The organism is Streptomyces sp. NPDC054842 (assembly GCF_053611025.1).
In genome coordinates, this window is the sequence record NZ_JBSGZN010000018.1 from 138,208 (window position 1) to 160,664 (window position 22,457).

Consider the following 22,457-nt stretch of genomic DNA (forward strand, 5'->3'; position numbering starts at 1 on the left):
TGACCGTCGCCGCCATTGTGCCCCCTTGATCACCCGGCCAGGACCCGCCCGGTACGAAGAGGACCGGCCGGCGGTCCGGTGAACCCGGCGGCGCGGCACGGCAGTTCGCGGCCACGCGCGCGAGGCGACGCCCGGGCCGCCGCCTCCCTCACGTGTGCGAGGGAGGCGGCGGGGGAGCCGGGGGAGGCGTCAGGAGAGGCAGCCCACGTGGGCCAGGGCCTGCCTGAGCAGGACGCCGTGGCCGCCGGGCATCTCGTTCAGGACCATGGGCGACGACGCCTCCTGGGGACTGAACCAGACCAGGTCGAGCGCGTCCTGCCGCGGCCGGCAGTCACCGGTCACCGGGACGATGTAGGCGAGCGACACCGCGTGCTGGCGGGGGTCGTGGTACGGCGTGACCCCGTGCGTGGGGAAGTACTCGGCGACGGTGAAGGGCTGCAGCGACGCCGGGACCCGGGGGAGTGCCATCGGGCCCAGGTCCTTCTCCAGGTGGCGCAGCAGGGCGTCCCTGACCCGCTCGTGGTGCAGCACCCGGCCGGAGACGAGGGTGCGGCTGACCGTCCCGTCGGGGCCGATGCGCAGGAGCAGTCCGATGCTGGTGACTTCGCCGCTGTCGTCGACGCGCACGGGGACGGCCTCGACGTACAGGATCGGCATCCGGGCGCGGGCCTGGTCCAGTTCGTCGGGAGTCAGCCAGCCGGGCGAGGTCTCGGTCATGTCAGACATTCGTTGATCATACTTTCAGTGACCCCCGCTTGGCCCGTACGTCGCGGGTCCGACCCGGGGGCGCGTCGGCGGCACGCCGACGCGGTGCTCCCGATCCGGGCGGCCGGGGTCTAGAGTGAACCCGCCAGTTGGTTGAATCGCCAACCAGTTCGTGGACAAGCGAGGAGCCCCGATGGAACCTGTGGACCTGGCCGCCGTCGAAGCGGAACGCTCGCGGATCCGGGAGACCTACCTCGCGGCCTCGGACCGCCCGGCGAGTTCCGCCCGCGGCATCCATCACGTGGCCCTCCTCTCCGCCGACGTCGAGCGCACCGTGCGCTTCTACCAGGAGGTCCTCGGATTTCCGCTCACGGAGATGATCGAGAACCGCGACTACAAGGGCTCGACCCACTTCTTCTTCGACCTGGGCAACGGCAACCTGCTGGCCTTCTTCGACTTCCCCGGCCTCGACCTCGGCCCGTACGCGGAAGTGCTCGGCGGACTGCACCACCTGGCCATCTCCGTCGACCCCACCACCTGGCGCCGACTGCGCGAGCGCCTCGGCGCGGCAGGGGTCGACCACCAGGAGGAGAGCGGAACCTCCCTCTACTTCCGCGACCCCGACGGCGCCCGCGTCGAACTCCTCGCCGACCCCCTCGGCGAGATGTACGGCACGACCGTGCTCTGAGGCCCGCCCGCACGGCGGCCACGACGTGACGCGCCGGGAGCGAGCGGGACCGTACCGCTTGCAGGGCCGTGTGCTGGGCCGTATGCAGCAGCACCGGGGGCAGGCGGCCGTCCGCGCCGCCGAGGCTGGAGGCTCAGTCCCCACCCTCAGGAGCCGAGATGCCGCTGCGCCCCCTGCCGTCGCCTGCCGCCGTCGCCCCGCCGCGACTGCGGAGGGCCGCCCTCGTCGCCGTGTGCCTGACGGCGCTGACCGCACTCACCCCGAGTGCCGCCGGCGCCCGTCCCGCCGCGCCCGACGACCGCGCGCTGCAACAGGAGATCGACGAGTTCGCCGGGGCCCCGGGCGGCCCGCCGGGAGTCATCGCCGTGCTGCGCGACGGCCGCAAGACCCGCGTCCTGCGCGCCGGGACCGCCGATCTGCGCACCGGTCGGCCGCCCCGCGCGCACGACCACATGCGCATCGCCAGCGTCGCCAAGGCGTTCAGCGGGGCGGTGGCCCTGACCCTGGTCAACAGCAAGGACCTCGCCCTGGACGACACCCTGCGCGAGCGCCTGCCCCGACTGCCCCGTGCCTGGGGCTCGGTGACGCTGCGTCAGCTCCTGAACCACACCAGCGGCCTGCCCGACTACACCGAGGACGCCGCGTTCCGCGAGACGGTGATCGCCGACCCCCGGCACCGCTTCGACTCCCGCCGGCTGCTCGACTACGTCGCCGACGAGCCGCTGCACTTCAAGCCGGGCTCCCGCTTCCGGTACTCCAACTCCGACAACATCGCCGTCGCCCTGATGGCCGAGGCCGTCACCGGCACGACCTACGAACGGCTCCTGGACGAGCTGGTGTACCGGAAGCTCGGCCTGCGCGACACCAGCCTGCCGCAGGGCTACCGGCTGCCGAAGCCCTACCTGCACGGCTACGACGTGAGCGCGCCCGACGCCCCCGAGGACGTCAGCGAGTTCCTCGGCGCCTCCGGCGTCTGGGCCTCGGGCGGCATCGTCTCCACGCCCGCGGACCTGAACCGCTTCGTCCGCGGCTACGCGGGCGGCGAACTGTACGGCCGCAAGGTCGTGCGCGAGCAGCGGCGCTGGGTGAAGGGCGCCTCCGAACCCGCGGGCCCCGGACGCAACAGCGCCGGACTGGCCCTCTTCCGCTACACGACCCGCTGCGGCGTGGTGCTCGGCCACACCGGCAACTTCCCGGGCTACACGCAACTGGCCGCCGCCACGCCGGACGGGCGCCGTTCGCTCACCTTCTCGGTGACCGCCCAGATCAACAAGGAACTCGCCCCCGCACAGCTGGAGCGGCTGCGCGCCGTCCAGGAGGACTTCGTCTGCGCGCTGCTCGCCAAGGGCCGCTGACCGGTAAGGGACGGCGCCGGGACCCGAGCGGGACCGCCGCCCGAGGACGGCGCGGCCACGGCGATGAGTTGCCGGCCGCGCCGGAGTCCTCCCTTCGTCGCCGTGACCGCGGCGGCTGCCGCACGGCGGAAGGAAGCCCGTCCATGACCACCACTCACACCCTCGACGTGCCCGGGGCGCGCCTGCGCTACGAGGTCCGCGGCTCGGGCCCGCTGCTGCTGGTGACGGGCGCGCCGATGCCCGCCGCCGCCTTCGCACCGCTGGCCGACGTGCTCGCGGGCGACCGCACCGTCGTCACCCACGACCCGCGCGGCATCGCCGGCAGCCCCGTCGACGACCCCGCCCAGGACTCCACCCCCGAGCTGCGGGCGGACGACCTCGCCGCCCTCCTCGACGCGCTCGGGACGGAGCGCGCCGACGTGTTCGGCAGCAGCGGCGGCGCGGTGACCGGCCTCGCGCTGGCCGTCCGGCACCCGGGACGGGTGCGCACCCTCGTCGCGCACGAGCCGCCCGTACTGGACCTGCTGCCCGACGCCGCCGAGCGGCACGCCGCGACGGAGGACATCGTCGAAACCTTCCACAAGGAGGGCGTCGGGGCGGCCTGGGCGAAGTTCATGACCGTCTCCGGTGTGGCGGGCACGGGCGAGGAGCCGCCCCCGCCGTCCGGCGAGCCCTCGGCGCAGGACCTCGCCGACAGCGCCCGCTTCTTCGCCCACGAACTGCGGGCGACCACCCGGTACGTGCCCGACATCGGCGCTCTGACGTCCGCGCCGGGCCGCGTCGTCGTGGGGATCGGCGCCGCCTCCGGGCCGCTGCTCACCCACCGGACGTCCACCGCGCTGGCCGGTCTGCTCGGCACGCCGCCCGTCGAGTTCCCCGGCGGCCACGGCGGATTCACCGAGCGGCCCGAGGAGTTCGCCCGGGTGCTCCGCGAGGTGCTGGCACGGGAAGGAGCGGGCGAACCCGCCGCGGGCTGACCCGCTCCCGCCGGCCGGCCGCGCGCCCCGCGGCCCTCAGCGCAGGGTGTCCGCCCAGTTGGCCGGGACCCGTCCGGCCGGCCCGGGCACCGGCTGCTCGGCGGGACGGCTGACCGGGGGAGCCAGGTCGGGACCCGTCTCGTACAGCTCGGAGGTGTCGAAGCTCCAGAACCAGTTCTCGCCCGGCTCGAAACTGCGGATGACGGGGTGTCCGCTCTCTTGCGCGTGGGCGGTGGCGTGCTTCGAGGGCGAGTCGTCGCAGCAGCCGATGTGGCCGCACTGGGCGCAGCGCCGCAGATGGAGCCACCAGCCGCCGGCGGCGTCGCACTCGACGCACCCGGTACCGCTCGGCGCCACGCCCGGGTCGATTCCGTCGGGCAGGGTCATGAAGTCTCCTCGGATGTCTCGGGTTCCGCGGCGGTCAGGGGCAGGCGGACCTGGAAGCGGGTGTCGCCCGGCACGGACCGCACCTCGATGTGGCCGTGATGCTTGTTGACGACGATCCGCCACGAGATGTCCAGGCCCAGTCCGGTGCCCTCGCCCACCGGCTTGGTGGTGAAGAAGGGGTCGAAGATGCGGTCGCGGATCTCGTCCGGCACCCCGGGCCCCGTGTCCCGGAACTCCACCAGGAGGCGGTCCCGGTCCAGCGCGGTCCGCACGGTCAGCGTGCCGTCCCCCTCGGTGCCGTTCATCGCCGACACCGCGTTGTCGACGAGGTTCGTCCACACCTGGTTCAGCTCACCGGGGTAGGCCGGGATCTTCGGGAGGGTGCGGTCGTACTCCTTGACGACGGTGATGCGGGGGCCGAACTTGCCGGAGAGCATCAGCAGGGTGCTGTCGAGCAGTTCGTGCACGTCGCAGACCTGGTACGGGGCGCGGTCGAGCTGGGAGTACTGCTTCGCCGCGTTCACGAGATGCGAGATCCGGGCCGTCGAGTCCTCGATCTCGTTCATCAGGAGCTCGGTCTCCACGGTGTAGTTGAGCCAGCCGACGGCCCCAGGGAGGATCTCCGGGGCCACGGCCGCCGCCACCTGGTCGAGCCAGTCGACGTCGAGGCCGGCCTGCACGAAGCTGGGCGCGAGCTGCCACCCCTCGGCGATGCCGTGGTCGTCGAGCCAGTCGCCGAGGGCGTCCTCGCGGTCGGACGCCTCCAGGGGGCTGAGGACCGGGGCCTTGGCGACCCGCTCCGCGGTGCGCTCCTGGATCTCGATGAGATCCGCCAGCGCCTCGCGCGAGAACGGCCCCGTGGCGATGATGCCCAGTTTGTGGCGCATCTTGGCCACCCGCTCCCGCAGGGTCGAGGTGGCCCGCACCGCCGCGGCGGCGGGGTTGTTCAGCTCGTGGGTCAGGCCCGCCGACAGCGAGCCGAGGGCCAGCAGGCGCTCACGCTGCCCGATCGCCTGCTGGGTGTTCTTCGAACCGAAGAAGAGCCCCTCCAGCAGGTGCACGGCCATCGGGAACCAGTCCTGCATGATCGCCGCGAACGTCTCGGCCGGCAGGACGAAGAACCGCGACGGCTCGGTGACCCGCATCGAGCTGTTGTACACCGGCCGCACCCGGTCGCCCAGATACGCCTGCATGGCACCGGAGTACACGCCGCGGCTGGAGCTGCGGCTGATCTCCACGTCGTCGTCGCCGACCCGCCGCGACAGCACCACCGTGCCTTCGAGGAGCACGAAGAAGCAGGTCGCCTGCTCGCCCTCGGTGTAGACCGGACCGGGCTCGAACGCCTCCACCCGGCCCTCCCGGCACAGCCGGTCCAGCTGGTCGCCGTCGAGCTTCTCGAAGAGGAACAGCGTGCTCAGCTCGGCGACGCTGCACGGCTCCGGCCGCCCGCTCACGACTGCTCCAGGTAGCGGTGGACGAGCATGACGGCCATGGCTCCCTCTCCGACCGCGGACGCGACCCGTTTCGCGGACTCCGCCCGCGCGTCGCCCGCCACGAAGACACCGGGCACGTTGGTCTCCAGGTGGTACGGCGGCCGGTCCAGTTCCCAGCCCGCCGGCGGCTGCCCGTCCGCGGTCATGTCGGGGCCGGTCATGATGAACCCGCGCGGATCGCGCAGCACCGTCCCGTCCAGCCAGCCGGTGAGCGGTGCCGCGCCGATGAACACGAACATCCACTGCGCGTCGACGAGTTCGGTGTGCCCGCTCGCCACGTCCCGCAGGGTGAGCTGCTCCAGGTGGTCCGAGCCGTGCGCGGCCTCGACGACCGTGCCGGTGCGGACGCTGATGTTGGGCGCCTCCTCGATCTGCTGGATCAGGTAGTACGACATCGACGCGGCCAGCGACGAGCCGCGCACCAGGATGGTGACCGACTTGGCGCCCCGCGCCAGGTACATGGCGGCCTGCCCGGCGGAGTTGGCGCCGCCGACGATGTAGACGTCGTGGCCCTGGCACGAGGCCGCCTCCGTGAGCGCCGAGCCGTAGAACACCCCGCAGCCGGTCAGGTCCGCGATGCCGGGCGCGTCGAGCTGCCGGTACGACACGCCGGTCGCCAGGATCACGCTGTGCGCGGCGATCGCCGACCCGTCGGAGAACCGGACGGTGCGCGAGGCCCCGGTGACCTCCAGGCCCGTCACCTCCCGCGCGGTCAGGATCTCGGCGCCGAACTTGGCGGCCTGGCGGCGCGCGCGGTCCGTCAGCTGCGCGCCGGACACCCCGTCGGGGAAGCCGAGGTAGTTCTCGATGCGCGAGCTCTGGCCCGCCTGCCCGCCGGTGGCCGACCGCTCCACCAGGACCGTCCGCAGCCCCTCGGAGGCCCCGTAGACCGCGGCGCCGAGACCGGCCGGGCCGCCCCCGATGACGACCAGGTCGTAGAACTCCGCCGTCGGCGTCGTGGCGAGCCCGACCTGTGCCGCGAGAGCGGGGTCCTCGGGCTCGACGAGCGGGGTGCCGTCCGGGGTGATCACCAGCGGGAGGCGCTGCCCGTCCGCACCGGCGGCGGACAGCAGCCGCCGGCCCTCCGGCGTGTCGGACGAGTACCAGCGGTACGGCACCTGGTTGCGGGCCAGGAACTCCCGGACCCCCGACGAGCGCGCCGACCAGCGATGCCCGACCACCTTGCACACCGCCACGGGCCGGTGGTCGCTGGCCCGCCAGGCGTCCAGCAGGTCGTCCAGCACCGGGTACAGCTTCTCCTCGGGCGGGTCCCAGGGCTTGAGCAGGTAGTGGTCCAGATCGATCACGTTGATCGCGTCGATCGCCGCGTTCGTGTCGGCGTAGGCGGTCAGCAGCACCCGCCGCGCGCCGGGGTAGACGTCGATGGCCTGCTCGAGGAACTCGATGCCGTTCATCTGCGGCATCCGGTAGTCGGCCAGGATCACCGCCACCTGGTCGCCGCGCAGCTTCAGCTCCCGCAGCGCCTCCATGGCCGCCTCGCCGGACTCCGCCCGCACGATCCGGTGGGTCTGCCCGTAGCGGCGCCTGAGATCGCGGGCCACGGCGCGCGAGACTCCGGGATCGTCGTCCACGGTCAGGATGACGGTCCTCGCCGATCCGGTCGCCTGTGCCGATCCGGTGGCCTGTGCCATAGGTCTCCCACCCCGAGCAGGTCCGTGTACGGGATCAATCGTATGTTTGAACGCTCACCTTCGCCCCCGAACCGCGAGGCGCCCCCGGAACACCGGAGCTCAGGCGGGCGGCGCGGAGTCCTCGGCAGGCGGCGGCAGCTCCTTGCGCACCCCGGGCAGGATGTTCGCCACGAAGTCCTCCACGGCCGTGTCCAGGCCTATGTCGTGCTGCGCGTGCTCCGACAGGTACCAGCGGTGCTCCAGCAGCTCGTGGTAGAGCTCCGCCGCGTCCATGGAGCCCCGCAGGTCCCGCGGCACGGCCCGCACGGTCGGCCGGAAGACCTCCCGCACCCAGCGGTGGGCGAGGACCTCGGGACGGGCGGCGAGCGGATCGCCGGGCGCGTAGTCCTCCTGGGTGGCCATCCAGCTCTCCAGGTCGTTCAGCAGCCGGCGGGCCTGGTTCTCCTCCGCGTCGAGCCCGGTCAGCCGCAGGAGCTGCCGCTGGTGGTGCCCGGCGTCGACGACCTTCGGGACGAAGGTGACGGTGTCGCCGTTGGAGGAGTGGGCGATCTGCATCTCCGCGACGTCGAAGCCCAGGTCGTTCAGCCGCCTGATCCGGCGGTCGATGTAATGGTGCTTGCCGGCCGGGTACACGGAGGTGCGGGTCAGCTCCTGCCAGAGTCCCTGGTAGCGCGCGCAGATCTCCTTGCCGAAGTCGATCGGGTCCACGGAGGGGTGCAGCGCCCCGGCCGCCTCCAGGTCCAGCAGCTCCCCGCTGATGTTCACCCGGGCCAGGTCGAGGTCGTACTCGCGCTGGCCCTCGCTGAGTCTCGCGTGCAGCTCCCCGGTCTCGGCGTCGACCAGGTACGCGGCGTAGGCGCCCGCGTCCCGCCGGAACAGCGTGTTGGACAGCGAGCAGTCGCCCCAGGCGAACCCGGAGAGGTGCAGCCGGACCAGCAGCACGGCGAGCGCGTCCATCAGCCGGTGCATGGTCGCCGGGCGCATCGTCGTCTCGAACATCGAGCGGTACGGCATCGAGCCGCCCAGGTGCCGGGTGATGAGGACCGGTTCGAGCGGGCCCTCGGCCCCGACCCGGCCCGTGACGACGGCGAGCGGGTCCACCGACGGGATGCCGAGCCGGTCGAGGCTGCGCAGCAGTTCGTACTCGCGCAGCGCGGGCCGCTCCGCGAGTTCCTTGACGGCCACCACCTCGGTCCCGGCGCGCGCGTACCGCACCACGTGCCGCGAGATGCCCCGCGGCAGCGGCACCAGGTGGTGCTCGGGCCATTCCTCCAGCGGCAGCTGCCAGGGCAGTTCGAGCAGGAGCGCGGGGTGCTCCGGGTTGGTGGCGCTGATCTGCAAAGCCATCGGTGTGCTGCCCTCACCTCAAGGTCGACGTCTCGCCGCAGGAGCATCTCCGCATCCACGCGCGGGTTTCGTCAACCGGGTGCCCGCAGGGTGGGCGGCCGTTCAGCCGCCGGACACGGCGTCGACCAGGTCCGCCAGGGCCGAGGCCAGGCGGGGCAGCCCGGGACCGGCCGGACCGCCCGGTTCGCGCATGTACGTGTCCCGCCGGATCTCGACCATGAGGGCCTGGACGCGCGGCTCCGTGCCGTGGAACCGCAGCGGCACGTAGGCACCGGAGAACGGGCTGTCCGTACCCGTACCGCCGAGTCCGGCGAAGGCCGTGCGCGCCGCGGCGAGAAGTCCGGGCGGCGTGTGGAAGGAGTCGGTGCCCAGGCACACCGGCGGCCTGGGACCGTCGCCGTGCAGCTCGTAGGGCAGCCGGGACGTCGGGTAGGAGTGCACGTCGATGATCACCGCGCGTCCGGCGGCGGCCAGCCGGTCGGCCACCGCCTCCGTCATGGCCCGCGCGTACGGCTCGAAGTAGCGCTCGATCAGCGGCTCGGGGCCGAAGTCGTCGGGGCGCAGCGGCGCGCGCCCCGTGGTGCGGGTGTAGACCGCGCCCATGCCGACGGCCCTCATCTCCTCCCGCTCGTCGGGGAAGCGCTCGGGGTCGACCACGAGGCGGGACAGCCGGTTGACGAGGCGCCAGGGGGTGAGCCCCGCGTACTCCGCGGTGAGCGCGGCCAGTTCGGCGGTGTGCGCGTCCGTGATGTGGTCGAGTTCCCGCTCCAGTGCGGCGTCGTCGAGCAGGATGCCCTCACGAACGTCGGCCGGTATCGCCCGCGCGGAGTGCGGCACGTGCAGGAGGACGGGCGAGTCCGCGCTCCCGGGGAGGAGTGCGAAGGATCCGGGGCCGGAGGCGGAGGCGTTGTCCATGGGGCGATTGTCGCGACCGCCCCCGCGTCACCGCACCACACCCCCGTGGCGGGCGTAGTGCTCGATCAGCGCCTGCCTGGTCGTCTCCAGCCGGTGGGCCAGGATGGCGGCGATCGTGCGGGTCAGGGAGAGTTCGAGGGCCGGGTCGTTCGCGCACAGGGCGAGCACATCGTCCGCCCGGAACTCGTAGGCGCGCACCGGGCTGAACGCCTCGGCGCCGAAGTCCCACCGGTGCGGCGGGAACAGCCAGGACCAGCCGAGCAGATCGCTCGGCCCCAGCGTCGCGACCGAGATGCGCCGGTCAGCGACGACCTGCTGGTAGAGGGAGACCGTCCCGGAGCGGATCACCCAGAAGCGGTCCGCGGTCCCCCCGGCTTCGAAGATCATTCCGTCGGCGGGGAACGAGACCTCGCGGGCCACGCCCATCAGGCGTTCACGATGGTCGGCGGAGAGTGCGTGCAGCAGCCGGAGAGCAGTGGGCATACGGACCTCCGTCGCGCCGCCCCGGGGAAGCAGAACGGCCCCGGACCTGTGACGGGATGCGGCGCATCTCGTACCGGTTGTCTTCCGTCACCCTCCATTGGAGCGGACTCCAGGCGTTCCGTCGCGCCGGAGGCGGAATTCCCGTGTCCACCGGCCTCCGGGGGCCCGGATCACGGCCCGGGCGCCGCGCTCCGTGACGCCCGTGGGCCCGGGCGGGAAACCGGCCCCGCGCCTCCACAGCCATGCCCCCGCGCCTCCGCAGCGATACCCCGCGCCGCCACAGCGGTGCCCTCGCGCCCCTACGGACTCCGGCAGCCCCGGACCGTCGGCGCACGCCGCCCCGACGTCGGTCCGGGCCCGCTCGACGAGCGGATGCGGGCCCCGGGCGGCGCGGCTGAGCCCGCGCGGCCCGCCCGCCGCCGGGCGTGATGTGCAGCACGCACCGGGACGCCGCCGTCACGGCCCGGGAAATCATTCCCGCTGCGCACGGCTTGATCGACGATCAAGCCGGGAGAATTCCCTGGCCACGGCCGGTTCCACGCATTTGACACTTCGTTGAGCACATGGATAAGAAGCAGCTTCGAAGGTCGAGAGGTGGATCGTGTACGAGCCGAATGTGGTCGGAGACTGGCAGGAGTGCGACGAGCATGCCGGCCTGCGTGTCCGCGTCCACGGCTTGGAGAAGGCCGAGCCCCCGCGCGGTCGCGACGACGCCGCTGAGGGTCTCACCTACTTCAGATTCCGGGTCACCGTCGAGAACCGCTCCGGCGAGCACTTCGGCATCCACCTGGAGGACGGCCAGATCGACGTCCGCCTCGGCGCCGACGGCGAGAGCGCGCTCCTCGACTGGCGGAACTCGCAGTTCATCGAGGGCTTCGACGTCTACCCGTTGCGCCGGGTCACCGCCGTCGCCTACGCCGCAGGCAAGGACGCCGACCTGACCCGGGTCGACGTCCAGGTGCAGCTCAAGGTCGACGAGGAGTGGACCGACCGCTACCTGTGGGCCGGCGGTGTCGGACTGCCCGAGGACCCGGTCGACACCGGCGTCCGCACGGGCGCCGTCGAGGAGAGCCTCGCATGCCAGGTGAGCAACTACCTGAGGGAGGAAGCGGGCCCCGGCGTCGAGTGACCCGGTCGGGCCACTCCGCCGGTCCCGCCGCCCGCCAGAGGGCTGACGGATTCGCGCGCCGGTCGACGCCCGCCAGTCCGTACGCCGGGCCCGGCGTCGAGTCAGCCCGCCGGGCCGATCCGCCGGACCCGCCGCCCGCCAGGGGGCTGACGGCTTCGCGCGCCGGTCGTGAGCCGTTGGTCGGTGGCCGGGCCCGGCGTCGAGTGAGCCGGTCGAGCCGATCCGCCGGTCCCGCCGCTCACCACGAGGCCGACGGCTCCGCGCGCCCGTCGCCCCCCAGCCCGTCGAAGCCCGTCCGCCCGTGGCAGCACCCGGCCCGGCGGCGCCCGTCGGCCCGTGGCAGGACCCGGGCTCGGCGGCGCCCGTGGCTCGCCCGGTCGTCCGTGGTTCCCGGGCCTCAGTCGTCCCGGCCGATCTCCTTCAGCGTGTCCCCGTTCGTCAGCACCGCGCTCACCGTCACGCGGGTGCGGGACTTCCCCGGGGTGCGGACGGCGAGGGTACGGCCGGGCCGGGACTCCGTGACGTCTCCCGCGACCTCGATCCGGGTGACCGCGCGGCTGCCGGCCGCGAGCACGTACCAGCGCCCGGAGCCGGCCCGCCAGCGTGTGCTCGCCACCACATGCTGGCCGAAGCGGCTGCACGCCGCCGTCGAACGGACCCGCGCGACCACCCGGGCCGGGGCGGACGCCGAGGCGTCCGGGGTACGCCACCGCACCACGACGTCGCCCGGTCCGCGCCAGGTCGAGGCACGCACGCAGGACCACACCGAACGCCCGCCGTCCTCGGGCAGGTCCTGAGCGGCGAAGTCCCAGGCGTTCACCGCGCGGACGCCGCTCCCGCGCACCTCGCGCAGACCGCACCCGAGCCGCGCCCATGCCACCTGCGCCGGACCGCCGGTCGCCTCCCGCGGCTGGCGGCTCGGCGGGGCTCCGGTGCCGCCGCCGGGCAGCGGTGTGTAGGTGAGGTGCGCCGGCGAGAGACCGCCGAGGTCACTGAGCAGGAAGGCGTGCTTCTCGACGATCCGCGCCGAGGAACGCAGCTGCAGCACCGGCAGGGTGTCGCAGGCCGTCCGAGCGGCGGCGGCCGGAACCGTGCCGGTGACGCCGTCCGGGGCGACGCGCAGCCGCCGGGCGGGCGAGCCGGGGCGCAGCAGGTCCCTGGTCTCCGCCCCGGCGATCCAGGGCGCGGTCAGGAACCGCACCGTGCCCCGGCCGCGCGCGACGACCACCGCGGCGGCCGTGGTGACGTCGGCGTCGTCGGCGCGGGCGATGGCGAGCGTGGGCCTGCCGGACGTGAGCGGCTCGGTGTAGCGCACGATCCGCTGGGCGTCGTGGAACAGGACGACGGCCCGGCCCTCCACGTCACCGGCGTACAGGAGCTGCGGTGACCGCGAGGGCGGTTCGGCCCGGGTGCCAGGAGCGACACCGGTGCGGACGTTCCGCGGTGGGCGGGCCCAGACGGCGAGGGCCCGTGACAGGAGCCCGGCGTCGTCGACGCGGTCGCCGCGAGCGGGCCACGCCGTGAAGTCGACCCGCGCGGTGTCGGCCCAGACGTCCGCCGGAGTGCGCGTCAACTGCCGGGGGTCCGGCACCGGGGCGCCCGCCCGCGCGTCCGTGCCTGCTCCAGCGGGGGAGGGGTCGTGACCGGGACCGGGGAGGGCCCACACGGCGAGGACGCCCAGCAGCGCGGCCAGCGCCCCCCACACGCACCACAGGCGGCGCCGCCGCCTCAGCAGGTCCGTGGGGCGCGCCTGTACGAAGCAGGCGTCGAACTCGCGGGAGCGCCGCAGCCGCTCCGCCTGCTCCCCGGCGGCCGCGCCGAGACCGTCGGCGGCACGCAGGGCGCCTTCGGGGTCCCGGACTCCGGCGCCGGCGAGAACCTCGCGGACCTCCGCGACGGGCAGCCCGTCCAGGCGGAGCAGCAGGAAGGCGGCACGGGCCTCGGCCGGTGCCGCCGCCAGCAGCCGGCCGAGAGCCATGTCCTCCGCTCCGCCCGCCGCGGGGGACAGCCGCAGCCCCCACACCAGCGGCAGCCGGGGCAGGAGCAGGCCCGGCGGCGGCAGCGCGCCGGGCCAGCCGCGCGGTCGCCGCTCCCTGGCCAGCGCGGCCCGCACCACGTGCTGGCGCAGCCGGCGGGTCTCCGGCACCGGCGCTCCGGCTCCGTCGTCACCCGCGTCCGGTCTGCGCGGCGCCGGGAGCCGGCCGCGCACTCCGGGCAGGGCCCGCTGCACGATGCCGTGCGCGAGGAGGACGCGGCGGTGCCGGCCGAGGGTGACGGGCAGCGTGAGGTAGGCCAGCCGGGTCAGGTCGCCGTACTGGCCGAGCAATGCGGACTCGGCCCGGACGAGGGCGGTCCGGGTGCCCATGACGGGAGGTCGTTGCCGGGGGCTGTGCATGGAGCGCGTGCCTTCCGCATCGGATACAGGTCACTGCGCTGCTTCAAACGAGTGAATCTTGGGATGGTCACAGCACCCGGACCCGCAAGCCCCCGCCGGTCGGGTCATTGGGCCCGTCCGTCCGTGCGGCCCGTCGGGTCATGCGGCCCGTCGGGTCATGCGGCCCGTCCGTCCGTGCGGCCCGTCCGGTCATCCGGTCGGCACGCCTAGAGGAACCGTCGTATCGGCAGGACGGCGGTCTCCTTGAGGCGCTGACGGAGCGGGCGGTGCTTCCAGCGGGCCGGGTCGACGGTCTCGGCGCGTTCCCGGTCCTTCTCGAAGTCCTCGTCGAGTGCCGCGGTGAACCCCTCGTCGAGCACGGCCAGCATGACCTCCTCGTCGTGCTCCATGGACCGGCGGTTGAAGTTGGTCGAGCCGATCAGGGAGGCGACCCCGTCCACCGTGATGATCTTGGTGTGGAGCATGGTCGGCTGGTACTGGCTGATCTCGACCCCGGCCGCCAGCAGGTTCTCGTAATGGTGCTGCCCCGCCAGACGGCAGGCCCGCTGGTCGGTGTGCGGACCCGGCAGCAGGATCTCCACCCGCACCCCGCGGCGGGCGGTCGCGGCGAGCAGCTCCGCGAAGTAGTCGTCCGGGGCGAAGTAGGCGGTGGACAGGCGTACCCGCTCCTCCGCGGAGGTGAGCACGACCCGGATCAGGGTCTGCATGTCCTGCCAGCCGAATCCGGCCGAGCCCCGCACCACCTGCACGGTCGCGTCTCCCGGCTGGCCGTGCTGGGTGAAGCGGTCCCGCTCGTCGAACAGCTCGTCGTGGCACTCCGCCCAGTTCTGGGCGAAGGCGGCGGCGACGCCGTCGACCGCCGGTCCGCGGAGCCGGACATGGGTGTCGCGCCACTCGGAGGGGTCGCGGGCGTCCCCGCACCATTCCTCGGCGATGCCGACACCGCCGGTGAACGCCGTGTGCTCGTCGACGATCAGAGCCTTGCGGTGGCAGCGGTGGTTCTGCTTGAAGGGGTAGAGCCACAACGGCTTGCGGAACCAGGCGATCTGCACGCCGGCGGAGCTCATGGACTCCAGCAGCTCGCCCTCGATCTTCTTCGCCCCGAAGCCGTCGAGCAGCAGCCGCACGCGCAGGCCCGCGCGGGCCCGGTCGGCCAGCGCCGCCGCGAAGTCGCGGGCTATCTGCCCGCGCCAGTAGACGAACGTCATCATGTCGACGGTGTGCCGGGCGGAACGGACCGCGTCCAGCATGGCCGGGAAGATCTCGTCGCCGTTGCGCAGCGGGAGCAGTTCGTTGCCCTCGGTCGCGGCGATACCGATCAGCCGTTCCAGCCGTCTTCGCAGCCGCTGCTTGCGGACGTCCGCGTCACCCCCGGTCGCCGTGTCCTCGTGCTGGACTTCCAGCGCAGTCGCGTCACTCATTCGCCGTCTCCTGTGTTCGTTCCCTGTGCGCCGACGGCCCGGGCCGGACCCTCGGCCGGTCCCGCGGGCACGCCGCGGGACCGCTCGTCTGCCCGGCGGGATCACGTCGGGAGGGGCGGCCGCGCCCGCCCTGTGTCTCCCATGACGCGGCCGTACCCCTCCGCTCGACCGCGCGGGCGCCGGGGTGACCCGTCCCCTTCGCCCCGCGCGGGAGCATCGCCACCGACGGGACCGGGGGGAGCCCGTCGGTGGCACACACTCTCGTGCCCCCGATCCGGTGGCGTACTCCGGCGGCTTCTCCCGGCCTCCGGGACCCGTGGGCGCGGGGCTTCCGGGGCCTGCCGGGCGGCGGGGGGCCTGCGGGACACTGGGGCCATGGACACGTACGCATCCGCGGTCTCCGGGCTGCGCGAGCGGCTCGGCGCCGAGCTGTTCAGCCGGGTCGCGGGGCCCGAGGGTCCCGCCAACCGGGCCCGGATCCACGACACACCGGGGGAGCGGTGGTTCGGCCCGGACCGTCCCATCCGCACGGTCCACGGGGACGCCTCGATGTTCGTCGGAGGGCTGCGCGCGCTGCTCCTGCAGTCGCTGCACCCGCTGGCGATGGCCGCGGTGGCCGCCCACTCCGGTTACCAGGGCGACCCGTGGGGGCGGCTCCAGCGCACCAGTACGTTCCTCGCCGTCACCACCTTCGGCACCGCCGAGGACGCCCAGCGGGCCGTCGACCACGTCCGCGGCATTCATCTGAAGGTGCGGGGCAGGACGGACCTCGGCGAGCCGTACCACGCCGCGGACCCGCACCTGCTGGGCTGGGTGCACGCCGCAGAGACCGACAGCTTCCTCGACGCCCACCAGCGTTACGGGGCCCACCCGCTGGACGCCGCCGGGTGCGACGGGTACGTGGCCGACACGGCGCGGGTGGCGGAGGCCCTCGGCGTGGTGGATCCGCCCCGCAGCCGGGCGGAACTGGCCGAGGTCCTCGACTCCTACCGAGGCGAGCTGCGGGCCACGCCGCAGGCCCGGTCGGCGGCGCGCTTCATCCTCTTCCGCCCGCCGCTGCCCCTGGCGGCCCGGCCCGCGTACGGCGTCCTCGCGGCGACGGCGGTGGCCGATCTCCCGTCCTGGGCCCGCGGCCCGCTGCGGCTGCCGCGGGTGCCGGTCCTGGAGGGCGTCGTGGTCCCCCCGGTCGGCCGCGCGCTGGTCACGACGATCCGCTGGGCGATGACGCCCCCGTCGTCGTCCCGGCGGAACTGAGCCCGCTGATCCCGAGGACCCCGGTGACCGGCCGGCCCGGATTCCTCCGCGCCGGGGCCAATCCGGAACCGCTCCGGCGACGGATCACTCTCAGGAGTCCGGTACGAAGGCTCTCCCGGATTCCGGCATCCGCGCCACGGCGTACGACTCGCGCCACGACCCCTCCGGCCGAAAAGACCGGCGGTGACCAGTCCGGCGGGTACGCACGCGAGCAGGCCGTGGTGGGATGCCGGCCCCCCGGGCGGACCGCGCACCGCGCCCGCCACGGCGCCGCCCCGCGCCGACGGCGGTGGCGGCGCGCAGGGCTCGGCGACGCGGGCGGCCGGTTCGCCCGGCGGGCGGGGGAGGCGGGCCCGGTCCCGCCCACGACCGCGCGGCGGCTGCGACAGGACGGCCGCGTCCGCCGAACAGGCCCTACCGGCGCGGGCGTTCGAAGGTGAGGAGCAGGCCCTCGACGGCGCCGGGACCCATCCGTCCCTTGACGTCGGCGGACGTGATCGCTTTCAGCGCCCAGCCGTCCCCGGCGTGCTTGTTCAGGAGTTTCTCCAGCTTGTCGCTGTCGAGGGCGTCCCCGATGAGCGACTCCCGGAAGGTGACGACCTTGTACTCGAGGATGTAGGGATCGCTCATGGCGGAGGGCCTCCTGCGGGTAGGTCGCGACGACCGGCGGGCCGCCGGTCATCGGAGATGCCCGGAGCCTACGCGGGACGTCCCGGACCCGCCCGAGGAGGCCGCCCGGTGCCGTCGTGTCACCCGGGGCGCCCGCTCCGCGCGACGTAGCCTGGGCCGCGCCGAAGGCTGAGGCACACGACGACGGTCGACCTTGGGGTGGCGCGATGTGCTGGAGTGCGAAGGCCGATCTCGTGGCGGGCGCCGGGATCGCGGCCGTCGGAGTGGCCTGCGTCGTGCGCTCGCGCGGGCGCCGCGAGCTGCCGATGGCCGCTCTGCCGTTGCTGCTCGGGGCGCACCAGATCGTCGAGTCCGTGGTCTGGCACGCCGGTGGCGGATCGGGACCGGCCACCGTGGCGTGGGCCGTCATCGCCCTGCCGCTGCTCGCGGTGTGGGTGCCGGCGGGGGTGGTGTGCGCCGTGCCCGCGGCTGCCCGGCGTCGCCTGACGGTCCCTCTGGCGGCCGGGGCCGTGACCGCGGCGGCGCTCGCGCACGCGCTCGCCGTGAGTCCGGTGACCGCCGAGATCCGCGGGCACACCCTCGCCTACGTCCTCCAACTCCCGCACTCCCGGCTGCTGATCGCCGGTTACCTGGCGGCCACCGTCGGCTCCCTGCTGCTTTCGGGCGATCGCGGGCTGACCGTGCTCGGCATCCTGGTCGCCGCGGGGGCCCTGGTCTGCTGGGCGCTGTGGCGGCTGGAGTTCGTCTCGACGTGGTGCGCGTTCGCGGCGGTGTGCTCGGTCGTCCTGCTCTTCTGGGTCCGCGGACGGCAGGAGTCCGAGCCCGTGAACCGGGCCGGACCTGACGCGGCACGCGCCCGGGGGAGGCAGGCCGGGAGGTGAACCCGTCGGTGCAGGCCGCCCGCCCGTGAGAGTGCGTCAGGCGGGGCGGCGGGAGACCCGGCGTGCCGCGCTGTCGGCGGCTGGTTCGCACCGTCCGTCCGCGTCGGCCGCCGGACGGCTGCGGGAGACGACACGCGTGCCCGAGGCGTCGACGGTGCGCATCTGGAGCGAACCGCAGCCGCACCGGGCCCACACGGTGTGGCCGTTCGCCGTGCCGTGCCGGGACAGCACCTGGAACGGCTCGGCGTCGTCGGGCCATCCGCAGTGCGGGCACAGGCCGCTGCCCGAGCCTCCGGTGGTACCGCTCCGGCCGGTCATCGTCAGCTCCTCTGGTCGCAGGCGGGGGAGTTCGGGAGTGCGTCGCACAACTCCAGCGTGGACCGCGGCTCCTTGCACGTCCAGGTTGACTTTCCGGACGGCACCTTGAAGCGTTGCCTTCATGATTGACCTGCGCCGACTCCACGTCCTGCGGGCGGTCGACCACTACGGCACCGTGACGGCCGCCGCCCGCGCCCTGCATGTCACGCCCTCCGCCGCGTCGCAGCAGATCCGTCAACTCGCCCGCGAACTGGGCGTGGAGCTGCTGCGGCCGCACGGGCGCGGGGTGCGCCTGACCCCGCCCGCGCACCGGCTGCTGGCCCACGCCGACGCCATCCGGGCCCGCTGGGAGCAGGCCGAGCTGGACCTCAGGGCCGACCACGACGAGGCCGCGGGGCCGCTGCGGGTGAGCGGCTTCCCCGTGGCCGTCGCGGTGCTCCTCGCGCCGGCGGCGGCACGACTGCGCGAGCGCCACCCGGGCCTGCGGATCGAGGTCCGGGAGGCGGCGGCGCCGGAGAGCTTCGACCTGCTCTTCGAAGGGGAGATCGACCTCGCGGTCGTCGAGTCGACGCCGTACAACCCGCCGCGCGGCGACGCCCGCTTCGATCAGCAGCCGCTGATGGACGACCGGTTCGACCTGGTCGTCCCCGCGACGCACCCGCTCGCGGGCCGCCGGGACATCGACCTCGCGGAAGCCGCGCGGGAGGACTGGATCGCGCCGGTGCCGGACAGTCCGTGCCGCCCGCACGTGCTGTCCGCGTGCGGCGCCGCCGGGTTCACGCCCGACATCGTGCACCACGCGCTCGACTGGAACGTCACCGCCCATCTCGTCGCCCACGGCCTGGGCGTCGCCCTGATCCCGCGCCTGGCACACCTCGCCCCGCAGCTGCCCCTCACCCGGGTGAGCTGCACCGGCGACCCGCACCGCAAGCTCCTGACCTGCACCCGCAGCGGCGGCCGGGAACGGCCCGCGGTCGCCGCTGCGCTGCGGACCCTGCACGACATCGCCGCGGCCGCCGGGGCGTGAACGCACCGCCGCCCGGGCAGACCACCGGTACGCGCGGACAACCGCTGCCCCGCTCCCCGGGGCCCCCGGACCGTCGAAGGGCCAGACCGATGCCGACGCTCTCGTTGCCCCGCGTCGACGAGCACGCCACGGTCGTCGGGGCGGACACCGCGGACGTCTGGCGCGCGCTGGGCGAAACGCTGGACGCGTCCTTCACCCGCCGTGGAGCGGTCCCCTACGCGAGACTCGTGGGCTGCGCCGACCGCACGGCGTCCGGACCGCGGCCCCTGGCCGAGGGATCGACCTTCCCCGGGTTCCGGGTGGCCGCCGCGCAGCCGGGGCGTGAACTGGTCCTCGAAGGGCGCCACCGGTTCTCGTCGTACGCCCTGGTCTTCCGCCTCGAACCGCTCGGCCCGGGGCGCTCGCTGCTGCGGGCCGAGACCCGGGCCGTCTTCCCGGGTCCGTCCGGGCGCGTCTACCGGGCGCTCGTCGTCGCAAGCGGCGGGCACGCGGTGGGCATGCGCAGGCTCCTCGCGGGCATCCGCCGCCGCTCGTGCGCGAAGGGCGCGGGCGGGAGCTGAGCCGGACGCCCTCCCGACGTCACCGCCGCCGCGGCCCGTTCACCCCTCGTACTCGGTGAGGTCGATCGCGTGCACCGCCAACGCGTGCCCGTACAAGGGGTGTTCGGTTTCCCGGTCCGCGGTCATCCCGAGCTTGCGGATCACGTTCTCGGAGGCGTCGTCTCCCATGCGGCTGATGCTGACGACCCGGTCCAGACCCCGGTCCTGCAAGGCGAACTCCAGCGTCGCCTGGGCGGCTTCGGACGCGTACCCCTGCCCCCAGAACGCGGTGCCGAGCCGCCAGCGGATCGCCACGGCGGGCAGCACCTCGGGCAGGAACTCGGGCACCGACAGGCCCACGCAACCGGCCAGTTCACCGGAGGCCAGCAGTTCGACGGCGAAGACGCCGAAACCCTCCTCGTCCCACTCCTCCTCCCAGCGCTCGATCTCCTCGGCCGTCTCGTCCAGGCCGAGGACCGAGCCGTCGCCGGTCCAGCGCATCACCTGTGGGTCCGCGTTGATGTCGGCCATGGGCGCGAGGTCGTCGTCGGTCCAGCGGCGGAGGAGGAGGCGGGGGGTGCGGATCTCGGTCATGCGGTCCATCCTGCCCGACGTGCGAGGTCACGGCTGACCTGGGGCCGGTCGCCGTGCACGGTCGTTCCCCGGCCGACGGGGCGGCCGGAGCGAAGCGGTCGCGGGCGAACCATGCATTGACGTACGGCAAAACGGGCAAGAACCCAAAGCGGTCAGGAAGCGGCCCCGGACGACCCTGCAATTCCCTCGGCGTGGATGTCAGTGCGGACTGCTCGACGACGCACGCATCCCGCGGCGGGACTGCGGTGTCCGGGACCGGACCGCGTTGCTGCCGACCAGCGGACCCACCTGTTCTCGCAACCAGCGTCACTTCTCCGCGCCCGGCCGCATGCATGGCAGATACAACGAAGTAGGGCACGCCTCGCGTACGCGTCCCCTCCGCCACCTGCGGAGGGGGCGCGTTCGCGACTGCACCGGCATCGACAGAAGGCTTTTCAGGCGGAGGAAGGCATTTGCGATGGACCACGCGGAGACAGCGCCCCAGGTATGGGTCGAGAAACTTCCCGTCGAGGCGGGCAGCGGCCGTTCGGCGTGGCTGATGCGCCCGGTCGGCGACGTCGGCCACGCCGGCCATCCGCTCTTCGACGCCGTGCGGAGGGCGGGGGAGCGTCCGGGCACCGGGATCGTCGTCGACCTCTCCCATGTGCGCGCCCTGTCGTCCGCGGCGGTCCGGGAGCTGCTGGAGTGCGCGCACACCCTTGAGGCGACCCAGGGGCGGCTGCTGCTGGCGGGTCCGAGCCAGGACGTGGACCCGCTGCTCCGGCTGGCCCTCGGCCTCGCTCCGATCCCGGTCTTCGCCACCCTGGGGGCGGCGGTCCACGCCTGCGCGAGCCGCGCGTCGCTCGCGGACGCGGCCGGCGTCACGGGCCAGGACGCCGGCGCCGGCAGCCCGCTGACGTCGCTCCACGGCGAGCTGGCACAGCTGCAGCGGGCGGTGTCCTCGCACGCCGTCGTCGACCAGGCGATCGGGATCGTCGTGGCGCTGGCCGGTGTGCGCACCGAGGACGCCTGGCACGTCGTACGGGAGATCTCGCAGCACACCAACATCAAGATGCGGCACGTCGCCGAGCTGATCGTGGAGTGGGCCCACACGGGGCATCTCGCCAGCGACATCCGCCATCAGCTCCAGAAGAGCCTGACGACCCGGCGCCCGGTGCTGCCCGAAGCGGGCTGACACGCGGGTCCCGCCGTCGCGGGCGAGGTCCGTACGTGTCTCCGGTGGACGCCGGAGACACGTACGGACGGGCTCGTCCTGAGCCGCTCGCAGACGGCCCTGTCCGCCGTCCTCGCGGGTGTGGCGCGGTTGGACCCGGCAGCCGGGGTACCCCTCCACCATGAACGACACGAAACCGCTGGCCCTGGTCACCGGGGCCTCCAGTGGCATCGGCTACGAACTGGCCAGGCAGTTCGCCCTGAACGGGTTCTCGCTCGTGATCAACGCCGAGGACGACCGGCTCGCCGAGGCCGCCGAGCAGCTCAGGCAGTTCGGCGGCGAGGTGGAGACCGTACGGGCCGACCTGCGGCACCACGACGGCGTCGATCGGGTGTACCGGACGGTCGCGGGCCGGATGGTGGACGTGGCCGCGCTCAACGCCGGTGTCGGACTCGGCGGCGCCTTCGCGGACACCGATCTCGCCGACGACCAGTCCGTCATCGACCTCAACGTCACCTCCACCGTGCGGCTGACCAAGCCCCTGGTGCGCGACATGATCGCGAACGGCGAGGGGCGGCTGCTGTTCACGTCCTCCGTCGCCGCGGCCGTACCGGGCTCCTTCCAGCCGGTCTACAACGCGACGAAGTCCTTCGTGCAGTCCTTCGCGCAGGCGTTGCGGGAGGAGCTCAAGGACACCGGCGTGTACGTCACGTCGTTCATGCCCGGACCGACCGACACCGACTTCTTCCGGCGCGCGGGCATGGAGGACGACACGAAGATCGGCCGGATGGACAAGGACGATCCGGCGCAGGTCGCCGCCCAGGCCTTCGACGCGGTCATGCGCGGCAAGGACAAGCTGGTCACGGGTTCCGCCAGGACGAAGGCCCAGGGCATCGCCAACCGGATCGTGCCGGACCGGCTGAAGGCCGTGGCCCACCGGAAGATGGCGGAGCCGGACACGGCCGGGAGCGAGCGGCGCGACTGACACCGCCCGGGCGTCACCGCCCGCGCGGGCCGGTCGCCGTACGGCGGCCCGGCGCGACACGGCCTCGCCCTACGTACGGCGGACCTCGCACGACACGGCTCCGCGGCCGGCTGTGGAAGGGACCAGCCG

The 22,457-nt window shown here is 73.8% G+C and carries 22 protein-coding genes; 10 read left to right on the forward strand and 12 right to left on the reverse strand.

Annotated features, from left to right (window positions below; all coding sequences use genetic code 11):
- Window positions 1–189: 189 nt before the first annotated feature.
- Window positions 190–717 (reverse strand): NUDIX hydrolase family protein, encoded by a 528-nt coding sequence (locus tag ACWGIS_RS16785; protein WP_453363186.1) that lies wholly within the window; start codon window positions 715–717, stop codon window positions 190–192.
- 181 nt (window positions 718–898) lie between these two features.
- Between ACWGIS_RS16785 and ACWGIS_RS16790 the strand changes: the two genes are divergently transcribed.
- The 3 genes from ACWGIS_RS16790 (at window position 899) to ACWGIS_RS16800 (ending at window position 3,725) form a co-directional block, all read left to right on the forward strand.
- The gene (locus ACWGIS_RS16790) at window positions 899–1,393 is read left to right on the forward strand and encodes a VOC family protein (RefSeq protein WP_453363161.1); all 495 of its coding nucleotides are present in this window, start codon (window positions 899–901) and stop codon (window positions 1,391–1,393) included.
- 158 nt (window positions 1,394–1,551) lie between these two features.
- Window positions 1,552–2,748 (forward strand): serine hydrolase domain-containing protein, encoded by a 1,197-nt coding sequence (locus tag ACWGIS_RS16795; protein ID WP_453363162.1) that lies wholly within the window; start codon window positions 1,552–1,554, stop codon window positions 2,746–2,748.
- Between the two features lie 143 nt (window positions 2,749–2,891).
- Window positions 2,892–3,725, forward strand: a complete 834-nt coding sequence (locus ACWGIS_RS16800) for an alpha/beta fold hydrolase (RefSeq protein WP_453363163.1) — start codon at window positions 2,892–2,894, stop codon at window positions 3,723–3,725.
- Window positions 3,726–3,761: 36 nt separating this feature from the next.
- Here the strand turns inward: ACWGIS_RS16800 and ACWGIS_RS16805 are convergent, their stop codons facing one another.
- The 6 genes from ACWGIS_RS16805 to ACWGIS_RS16830 form a co-directional block, all read right to left on the reverse strand.
- Complete coding sequence (locus ACWGIS_RS16805; RefSeq protein WP_453363164.1) at window positions 3,762–4,112, reverse strand: UBP-type zinc finger domain-containing protein; 351 nt, start codon at window positions 4,110–4,112, stop codon at window positions 3,762–3,764.
- On the reverse strand, window positions 4,109–5,566 hold the full coding sequence (locus tag ACWGIS_RS16810) for an ATP-binding protein (protein ID WP_453363165.1): 1,458 nt from the start codon (window positions 5,564–5,566) through the stop codon (window positions 4,109–4,111). Before ACWGIS_RS16810 ends, ACWGIS_RS16805 begins: the two co-directional genes overlap by 4 nt.
- Complete coding sequence (locus ACWGIS_RS16815) at window positions 5,563–7,257, reverse strand: FAD-dependent oxidoreductase (RefSeq protein WP_453363166.1); 1,695 nt, start codon at window positions 7,255–7,257, stop codon at window positions 5,563–5,565. Before ACWGIS_RS16815 ends, ACWGIS_RS16810 begins: the two co-directional genes overlap by 4 nt.
- Window positions 7,258–7,356: 99 nt before the next feature.
- Window positions 7,357–8,604, reverse strand: a complete 1,248-nt coding sequence (locus tag ACWGIS_RS16820; protein WP_453363167.1) for a DUF4032 domain-containing protein — start codon at window positions 8,602–8,604, stop codon at window positions 7,357–7,359.
- A gap of 102 nt (window positions 8,605–8,706) precedes the next feature.
- On the reverse strand, window positions 8,707–9,519 hold the full coding sequence (locus ACWGIS_RS16825) for an N-formylglutamate amidohydrolase (RefSeq protein WP_453363168.1): 813 nt from the start codon (window positions 9,517–9,519) through the stop codon (window positions 8,707–8,709).
- Between the two features lie 27 nt (window positions 9,520–9,546).
- Entirely contained in the window at window positions 9,547–10,002 is a 456-nt protein-coding gene (locus ACWGIS_RS16830; RefSeq protein ID WP_453363169.1) for a cyclic nucleotide-binding domain-containing protein, read from the reverse strand.
- Window positions 10,003–10,603: 601 nt separating this feature from the next.
- Between ACWGIS_RS16830 and ACWGIS_RS16835 the strand changes: the two genes are divergently transcribed.
- A complete protein-coding gene (locus ACWGIS_RS16835) occupies window positions 10,604–11,131 on the forward strand; it encodes a hypothetical protein (protein ID WP_453363170.1) in 528 nt (175 codons plus the stop codon).
- Between the two features lie 397 nt (window positions 11,132–11,528).
- On the opposite strand, the gene ACWGIS_RS16840 is transcribed toward ACWGIS_RS16835, so the two are convergent.
- Complete coding sequence (locus tag ACWGIS_RS16840) at window positions 11,529–13,496, reverse strand: hypothetical protein (protein WP_453363171.1); 1,968 nt, start codon at window positions 13,494–13,496, stop codon at window positions 11,529–11,531.
- A 236-nt stretch (window positions 13,497–13,732) separates the two neighbouring features.
- Entirely contained in the window at window positions 13,733–14,947 is a 1,215-nt protein-coding gene (locus ACWGIS_RS16845; RefSeq protein ID WP_453363172.1) for a phospholipase D-like domain-containing protein, read from the reverse strand.
- Window positions 14,948–15,322: 375 nt separating this feature from the next.
- On the opposite strand from ACWGIS_RS16845, the gene ACWGIS_RS16850 reads away from it, so the two are divergent.
- Window positions 15,323–16,201 (forward strand): oxygenase MpaB family protein, encoded by an 879-nt coding sequence (locus tag ACWGIS_RS16850; protein ID WP_453363173.1) that lies wholly within the window; start codon window positions 15,323–15,325, stop codon window positions 16,199–16,201.
- Window positions 16,202–16,615: 414 nt separating this feature from the next.
- Here ACWGIS_RS16850 and ACWGIS_RS16855 read toward each other — a convergent pair whose 3' ends face one another.
- Entirely contained in the window at window positions 16,616–16,831 is a 216-nt protein-coding gene (locus tag ACWGIS_RS16855) for a DUF4177 domain-containing protein (RefSeq protein ID WP_453363174.1), read from the reverse strand.
- 206 nt (window positions 16,832–17,037) lie between these two features.
- On the opposite strand from ACWGIS_RS16855, the gene ACWGIS_RS16860 reads away from it, so the two are divergent.
- Window positions 17,038–17,712, forward strand: coding sequence for a DUF6629 family protein (locus tag ACWGIS_RS16860; protein WP_453363175.1), 675 nt, complete (start codon window positions 17,038–17,040; stop codon window positions 17,710–17,712).
- 36 nt (window positions 17,713–17,748) lie between these two features.
- Here ACWGIS_RS16860 and ACWGIS_RS16865 read toward each other — a convergent pair whose 3' ends face one another.
- Entirely contained in the window at window positions 17,749–18,030 is a 282-nt protein-coding gene (locus tag ACWGIS_RS16865; RefSeq protein ID WP_453363176.1) for a hypothetical protein, read from the reverse strand.
- Window positions 18,031–18,151: 121 nt separating this feature from the next.
- Between ACWGIS_RS16865 and ACWGIS_RS16870 the strand changes: the two genes are divergently transcribed.
- Together ACWGIS_RS16870 and ACWGIS_RS16875 are read left to right on the forward strand one after the other, a co-directional pair.
- Window positions 18,152–19,057 carry a LysR family transcriptional regulator gene (locus ACWGIS_RS16870; protein ID WP_453363177.1) on the forward strand — a complete coding sequence of 302 codons (906 nt, stop codon included), beginning with the start codon at window positions 18,152–18,154 and terminating at the stop codon, window positions 19,055–19,057.
- Between the two features lie 89 nt (window positions 19,058–19,146).
- Window positions 19,147–19,617, forward strand: coding sequence for a hypothetical protein (locus tag ACWGIS_RS16875; RefSeq protein WP_453363178.1), 471 nt, complete (start codon window positions 19,147–19,149; stop codon window positions 19,615–19,617).
- A gap of 39 nt (window positions 19,618–19,656) precedes the next feature.
- Here the strand turns inward: ACWGIS_RS16875 and ACWGIS_RS16880 are convergent, their stop codons facing one another.
- Complete coding sequence (locus ACWGIS_RS16880) at window positions 19,657–20,190, reverse strand: GNAT family N-acetyltransferase (RefSeq protein ID WP_453363179.1); 534 nt, start codon at window positions 20,188–20,190, stop codon at window positions 19,657–19,659.
- Between the two features lie 457 nt (window positions 20,191–20,647).
- Here ACWGIS_RS16880 and ACWGIS_RS16885 point away from each other — a divergent pair, with 457 nt between their 5' ends.
- Window positions 20,648–21,364 (forward strand): ANTAR domain-containing protein, encoded by a 717-nt coding sequence (locus ACWGIS_RS16885; protein ID WP_453363180.1) that lies wholly within the window; start codon window positions 20,648–20,650, stop codon window positions 21,362–21,364.
- 160 nt (window positions 21,365–21,524) lie between these two features.
- A complete protein-coding gene (locus ACWGIS_RS16890) occupies window positions 21,525–22,328 on the forward strand; it encodes an SDR family NAD(P)-dependent oxidoreductase (RefSeq protein WP_453363181.1) in 804 nt (267 codons plus the stop codon).
- The last annotated feature ends 129 nt before the right edge of the window (window positions 22,329–22,457 follow it).

Bases quoted from the DNA above. Each gene is read 5' to 3' on its own strand.
- ACWGIS_RS16785 (WP_453363186.1), bottom strand. From the start codon at position 717: ATGACCGAGACCTCGCCCGGCTGGCTGACTCCCGACGAACTGGACCAG.
- ACWGIS_RS16790 (WP_453363161.1), top strand. From the start codon at position 899: ATGGAACCTGTGGACCTGGCCGCCGTCGAAGCGGAACGCTCGCGGATC.
- ACWGIS_RS16795 (WP_453363162.1), top strand. From the start codon at position 1,552: ATGCCGCTGCGCCCCCTGCCGTCGCCTGCCGCCGTCGCCCCGCCGCGA.
- ACWGIS_RS16800 (WP_453363163.1), top strand. From the start codon at position 2,892: ATGACCACCACTCACACCCTCGACGTGCCCGGGGCGCGCCTGCGCTAC.
- ACWGIS_RS16805 (WP_453363164.1), bottom strand. From the start codon at position 4,112: ATGACCCTGCCCGACGGAATCGACCCGGGCGTGGCGCCGAGCGGTACC.
- ACWGIS_RS16815 (WP_453363166.1), bottom strand. From the start codon at position 7,257: ATGGCACAGGCCACCGGATCGGCACAGGCGACCGGATCGGCGAGGACC.
- ACWGIS_RS16820 (WP_453363167.1), bottom strand. From the start codon at position 8,604: ATGGCTTTGCAGATCAGCGCCACCAACCCGGAGCACCCCGCGCTCCTG.
- ACWGIS_RS16825 (WP_453363168.1), bottom strand. From the start codon at position 9,519: ATGGACAACGCCTCCGCCTCCGGCCCCGGATCCTTCGCACTCCTCCCC.
- ACWGIS_RS16830 (WP_453363169.1), bottom strand. From the start codon at position 10,002: ATGCCCACTGCTCTCCGGCTGCTGCACGCACTCTCCGCCGACCATCGT.
- ACWGIS_RS16840 (WP_453363171.1), bottom strand. From the start codon at position 13,496: ATGGGCACCCGGACCGCCCTCGTCCGGGCCGAGTCCGCATTGCTCGGC.
- ACWGIS_RS16845 (WP_453363172.1), bottom strand. From the start codon at position 14,947: ATGAGTGACGCGACTGCGCTGGAAGTCCAGCACGAGGACACGGCGACC.
- ACWGIS_RS16850 (WP_453363173.1), top strand. From the start codon at position 15,323: ATGGACACGTACGCATCCGCGGTCTCCGGGCTGCGCGAGCGGCTCGGC.
- ACWGIS_RS16855 (WP_453363174.1), bottom strand. From the start codon at position 16,831: ATGAGCGATCCCTACATCCTCGAGTACAAGGTCGTCACCTTCCGGGAG.
- ACWGIS_RS16860 (WP_453363175.1), top strand. From the start codon at position 17,038: ATGTGCTGGAGTGCGAAGGCCGATCTCGTGGCGGGCGCCGGGATCGCG.
- ACWGIS_RS16865 (WP_453363176.1), bottom strand. From the start codon at position 18,030: ATGACCGGCCGGAGCGGTACCACCGGAGGCTCGGGCAGCGGCCTGTGC.
- ACWGIS_RS16870 (WP_453363177.1), top strand. From the start codon at position 18,152: ATGATTGACCTGCGCCGACTCCACGTCCTGCGGGCGGTCGACCACTAC.
- ACWGIS_RS16875 (WP_453363178.1), top strand. From the start codon at position 19,147: ATGCCGACGCTCTCGTTGCCCCGCGTCGACGAGCACGCCACGGTCGTC.
- ACWGIS_RS16880 (WP_453363179.1), bottom strand. From the start codon at position 20,190: ATGACCGAGATCCGCACCCCCCGCCTCCTCCTCCGCCGCTGGACCGAC.
- ACWGIS_RS16885 (WP_453363180.1), top strand. From the start codon at position 20,648: ATGGACCACGCGGAGACAGCGCCCCAGGTATGGGTCGAGAAACTTCCC.
- ACWGIS_RS16890 (WP_453363181.1), top strand. From the start codon at position 21,525: ATGAACGACACGAAACCGCTGGCCCTGGTCACCGGGGCCTCCAGTGGC.